Source organism: Pseudomonas juntendi, from assembly GCF_009932375.1.
Classification (GTDB): domain Bacteria; phylum Pseudomonadota; class Gammaproteobacteria; order Pseudomonadales; family Pseudomonadaceae; genus Aquipseudomonas; species Aquipseudomonas juntendi.
Window position 1 is genome coordinate 1 of sequence record NZ_BLJG01000312.1, and the last position, 4,640, is coordinate 4,640.

Annotated in this window: 5 protein-coding genes; 4 read left to right on the top strand and 1 reads right to left on the bottom strand. The window is 63.9% G+C overall.

The features are described 5' to 3' along the window. Positions 1-251: 251 nt before the first annotated feature. Entirely contained in the window at positions 252-1,148 is an 897-nt protein-coding gene (locus GYA94_RS25295; protein ID WP_047150206.1) for a LysR substrate-binding domain-containing protein, read from the bottom strand. A gap of 106 nt (positions 1,149-1,254) precedes the next feature. Between GYA94_RS25295 and GYA94_RS25300 the strand changes: the two genes are divergently transcribed. From GYA94_RS25300 to truD, 4 genes are all read left to right on the top strand, one after another. Then, positions 1,255-2,367, top strand: a complete 1,113-nt coding sequence (locus GYA94_RS25300; RefSeq protein ID WP_009686067.1) for an S-(hydroxymethyl)glutathione dehydrogenase/class III alcohol dehydrogenase — start codon at positions 1,255-1,257, stop codon at positions 2,365-2,367. A gap of 8 nt (positions 2,368-2,375) precedes the next feature. Then, positions 2,376-3,230 (top strand): S-formylglutathione hydrolase, encoded by an 855-nt coding sequence (gene fghA / locus GYA94_RS25305; protein ID WP_029887672.1) that lies wholly within the window; start codon positions 2,376-2,378, stop codon positions 3,228-3,230. 150 nt (positions 3,231-3,380) lie between these two features. Beyond that, entirely contained in the window at positions 3,381-3,854 is a 474-nt protein-coding gene (gene ispF, locus GYA94_RS25310; RefSeq protein ID WP_110678271.1) for a 2-C-methyl-D-erythritol 2,4-cyclodiphosphate synthase, read from the top strand. After that, a partial coding sequence (truD, locus tag GYA94_RS25315) for a tRNA pseudouridine(13) synthase TruD (RefSeq protein WP_161893343.1) occupies positions 3,851-4,640 on the top strand: 790 nt, incomplete at its 3' end. The genes ispF and truD, both read left to right, overlap by 4 nt.

Genomic DNA, 4,640 nt, shown 5'->3' on the forward strand with positions numbered 1-4,640 from the left:
TTTGCGCGCGAACGCCTTGGCGCATGCCTCAAAATCGCGTCGTACGAACAAGGCGGCCGCGCGCATCTGGCACAGGGGTTACTGGCCCGAAACAAACGTAGGAGCGAGCGCAGCTCGCGATTGCGCCGCGCGGGCGGCGCTCGCTCTAACAGGCGCTGCCATACCTTGTGGCAAACACCTGTCAGCCCTGATGCGATCCCTGTGGGAGCTGGCTTGCCGGCGATAGGGCCGCGCAGCGGACCCCTTTGCAATCAGGCCCCGCGATACTCCGGCAACCCCGCCAACCCTTCCTTTAGATAGTCCACCAACCGCCGCACTTTCGGCGACAGGTGCCGCTGTTGCGGGTACAGCGCCCAAACCGCGGTATTGGGCGGTTGATGCCCCTCCAGCAACGACACCAGCGCGCCGCTGTGCAGGTGCTCCAGTACGTAATAGTCCGGCAACTGGCACAGCCCCATGCCTTGCAAGGCTGCATCCAGAACCGCCTGGCCACTGTTGCAACGCCAGTTGCCCTGCACCCGCTGGCTGATCTCGCGGCCGTCCTGTTGCAGTGCCCACGCATCCGAGCTGCCGATCAGGCAATTGTGCCGCGCCAGTTCCGACAGGCTGTGCGGCCGGCCATAGCGCTCCAGATAGGCTGGCGATGCGCACAGGTACATGCGCCGCGGCGCCAGGCGGGTCGCCACCAGTCGCGAATCGGCCAGCCTGCCCAGGCGGATGGCCAGGTCCATGCCTTCATGCAGCAGGTCAAGGGTGTGGTTGTTCAACTCCACATCCACGCGCAACTGGGGGTACAACGCCATGAAGCGTGTGACCAACGGCACGATGAAGCGCTCGCCATAGGCCACCGCGCAGGTCATGCGCAGCAGGCCCTTGGGCTCGCTGGCCAGGTCACCCATGGCGCGCAGGGCTTCTTCACGGCCATCCTGCAGGCGCTGGCAATGCTGCAGAAAGGTCTGCCCGGCTTCACTCAAGGTCACGCGGCGGGTACTGCGGTACAGCAGGCGGGTCTGCAAGCGTTCTTCCAGCCTGGCGATCTGCCGGCTGATGTGTGACGACGAAACCCCCAGGCGCTCGGCGGCAGCCGTGAACTGCCCCGATTCGGCGACAGCCACGAATTCATCGATGCCTTCCCAGCGGTTGCTCATGATTATCCCTGCACAGCAATAATGTTTTGTCTTTGTCTGGATTATTCATCAAAAGTCAGTGAATTACACTGGTGGTCTGAACTGACACCCTGTCTGGAGACACTCGATGATCAAGTCCCGTGCTGCTGTAGCCTTCGAAGCCAAGAAACCCCTGGAAATCGTCGAAGTCGACGTGGCCATGCCCAAGGCCGGTGAAGTGCTGCTGCGCGTGGTCGCCAGCGGTGTCTGCCACACCGACGCCTATACCCTGTCGGGTGCCGACCCGGAGGGCATCTTCCCATCCATTCTTGGCCATGAAGGCGGTGCGATCGTCGAAGCAGTAGGCGAGGGCGTGACCTCGCTGGCCGTGGGCGACCACGTGATCCCGCTGTACACCCCGGAATGCGGCAAGTGCAAGTTCTGCCTGTCGGGCAAGACCAACCTGTGCCAGGCGATCCGTGCTACCCAAGGCAAGGGCCTGATGCCGGACGGCACCACGCGCTTCTCCTACAAAGGCCAGCAACTGTTCCACTACATGGGCACCTCGACCTTCTCCGAGTACACGGTGTTGCCGGAAATCTCGGTGGCCAAGATCCAGAAAGAAGCCCCTCTGGAAAAGGTCTGCCTGCTGGGCTGCGGCGTGACTACCGGTATCGGTGCCGTGCTCAACACCGCCAAGGTCAAGCCGGGTGACACCGTGGCCATCTTCGGCCTCGGCGGCATCGGCCTGTCGGCGGTGATCGGTGCGGTGAAGGCCAAGGCCTCGCGCATCATCGCCATCGACATCAACCCGGCCAAGTTCGAGATCGCCCGTCAACTGGGCGCCACCGACTGCATCAACCCGAAAGACTACGACCGCCCGATCCAGGAAGTGATTGTCGACCTGACCGACGGTGGCGTGGACTTCTCCTTTGAATGTATCGGTAACGTGCAACTGATGCGTGCTGCCCTGGAATGCTGCCACAAAGGGTGGGGCGAGTCGGTCATCATCGGCGTGGCCGGTGCCGGCCAGGAAATCGCTACCCGGCCGTTCCAGCTGGTGACCGGCCGGGTCTGGCGTGGCTCTGCGTTCGGTGGCGTGCGTGGCCGCAGCGAGTTGCCGAGCTACGTGGAAATGTCCGAGAAAGGCGAGATTCCGCTGGATACGTTCATCACCCACACCATGGGCCTGGAAGACATCAACAAGGCCTTCGACCTGATGCATGAAGGCAAGAGCATTCGCAGCGTCATCCACTTCTGAGGTGCGCCATGAGCCTGGATAACATCTCTTGCCAGAAAAGCTTCGGCGGCTGGCACAAGCGCTACCGGCACCATTCCAGCGTGCTGGGTTGCGACATGGTGTTCGCCGTGTACCTGCCGCCACAGGCCGAGCAGGGTGCCAAGCTGCCGGTGCTGTACTGGCTGAGCGGCCTGACCTGTACCGACGAAAACTTCATGCAGAAGGCAGGCGCCCAGCGCCTGGCTGCCGAACTGGGGTTGATCATCGTTGCGCCGGACACCAGCCCGCGTGGCGAGCAGGTGCCTGGCGACCCGGACGGCGCCTGGGACTTTGGCCTGGGGGCCGGCTTCTACCTCAATGCCACCCAGCAGCCTTGGGCCAAGCACTACCGCATGCATGACTATGTGGTAGAGGAGCTGCCGGCGTTGATCGAGGCGCATTTCCCGGCCTCGGCCGAGCGCAGCATCAGCGGCCATTCCATGGGCGGGCACGGTGCGCTGGTGTGCGCTTTGCGCAACCCGGGGCGTTATCGCTCGGTGTCGGCGTTTTCGCCGATCAGCAACCCCATGGATTGCCCGTGGGGCGAGAAAGCCTTCAGCCGCTACCTGGGTGACGACCGCGCGCGCTGGCGTGAGTGGGATGCCAGCGTACTGCTGGCCGAGACGGCCGCTGGCGAGTGCCCACCGTTGCTGGTGGACCAGGGCGACCGTGACGACTTCCTCGAAAAGCAGCTCAAGCCTGAAGCGCTGGAGCAGGCAGCACGCAAGGGTGGCCACGAGCTGACCCTGCGCCTGCAGCCAGGCTATGACCACAGCTACTACTTCATTGCCAGCTTCATCGAAGAACACCTGCGCCACCATGCGGTGGCGTTGGGGCGGGTGTAGGGCTTTGCATTTTCGGTGTCTGTGAGATCGAGCGCCGCCAGCGCGGCGCTCGATCTCACAGGCGCTAAAAATCTTGAGGCGATCACCTCCAGCCCCAATGGCAGCCAAAGCAGGTAGAATCACGCCCTGACTCAATCAGGGCGTTTTCTTATGCGTATTGGCCACGGCTACGATGTGCATCGTTTCTGCGACGGTGATTTCATTACCTTGGGCGGGGTGCGTATCCCGCACACATTCGGCCTGCTGGCCCATTCCGACGGCGACGTGCTGCTGCACGCCCTGAGCGATGCCTTGCTTGGCGCTGCAGCGCTGGGTGACATCGGCAAGCACTTCCCCGACACCGACCCCCAGTTCAAGGGCGCCGACAGCCGCGTGCTGTTGCGGCACGTGGTGGGCATCGTCCACGCCAAGGGCTGGAAGGTCGGCAACGTCGACGCCACCATCGTCGCCCAGGCGCCGAAAATGGCCCCGCACATCGACACCATGCGGCAGTTGATCGCCGAAGATCTGCAAGTCGAACTCGACCAGGTCAACGTCAAGGCCACCACCACCGAAAAACTCGGTTTCTGCGGCCGCGAGGAGGGCATTGCCGTGCATTCGGTTGCCCTGCTGCTGCCAGCATGACGGAACTGCAACTGCTGGGCCCGCGTGCATCGGGCGAGGTATTGGGCACCGCTGTGCTCAAGGCAGTGGCCGAGGATTTCCAGGTCGACGAGGTGTTGGATATCCCGTTGTCGGGCCAGGGCGAGCACCTGTGGTTGTGGGTCGAAAAGCGTGACCTCAATACCGAAGAAGCCGCCCGCCGCCTGGCCCGCGCCGCAGGCGTGCCGGTGCGCAGCATCAGCTATGCCGGGCTGAAGGACCGCCAGGCGCTGACCCGCCAGTGGTTCAGCCTGCACCTGCCAGGCAAGGCCGACCCGGACCTGTCACGCGCCGAAGATGCCACCCTGCGTGTGCTCAAGCAGGTGCGCCACCAGCGCAAGCTGCAGCGTGGTGCGCATTCGGCCAACGGCTTCACCTTGCGCCTGACCGCGCTGAACGCCGATCACCAGGCGCTGGATGCGCGGCTGCAACTGCTCAAGCAACACGGCGTGCCCAACTATTTCGGCAGCCAACGCTTCGGTCATGGCGGTGGCAATGTCCATGACGCCCTGGAGTGGGCGGCGCGCAAGGCCTTGCCCGAGCAACGCAACACGCGCTCACGGCTGCTGTCGGCCGGGCGCAGCTACCTGTTCAACCAGGTGCTGGCGGCGCGTGTCGCCGACGGCACCTGGAACCGGGCCCAGGTCGGCGATCTGCTGGCGTTCACCGACAGCCGCAGCTTTTTCCCTGCAGGTGAAGCGGAATGTACCGACCCGCGCCTGGCCATTCTCGACCTGCACCCGACTGGCCCGATGTGGGGCGCGGGCG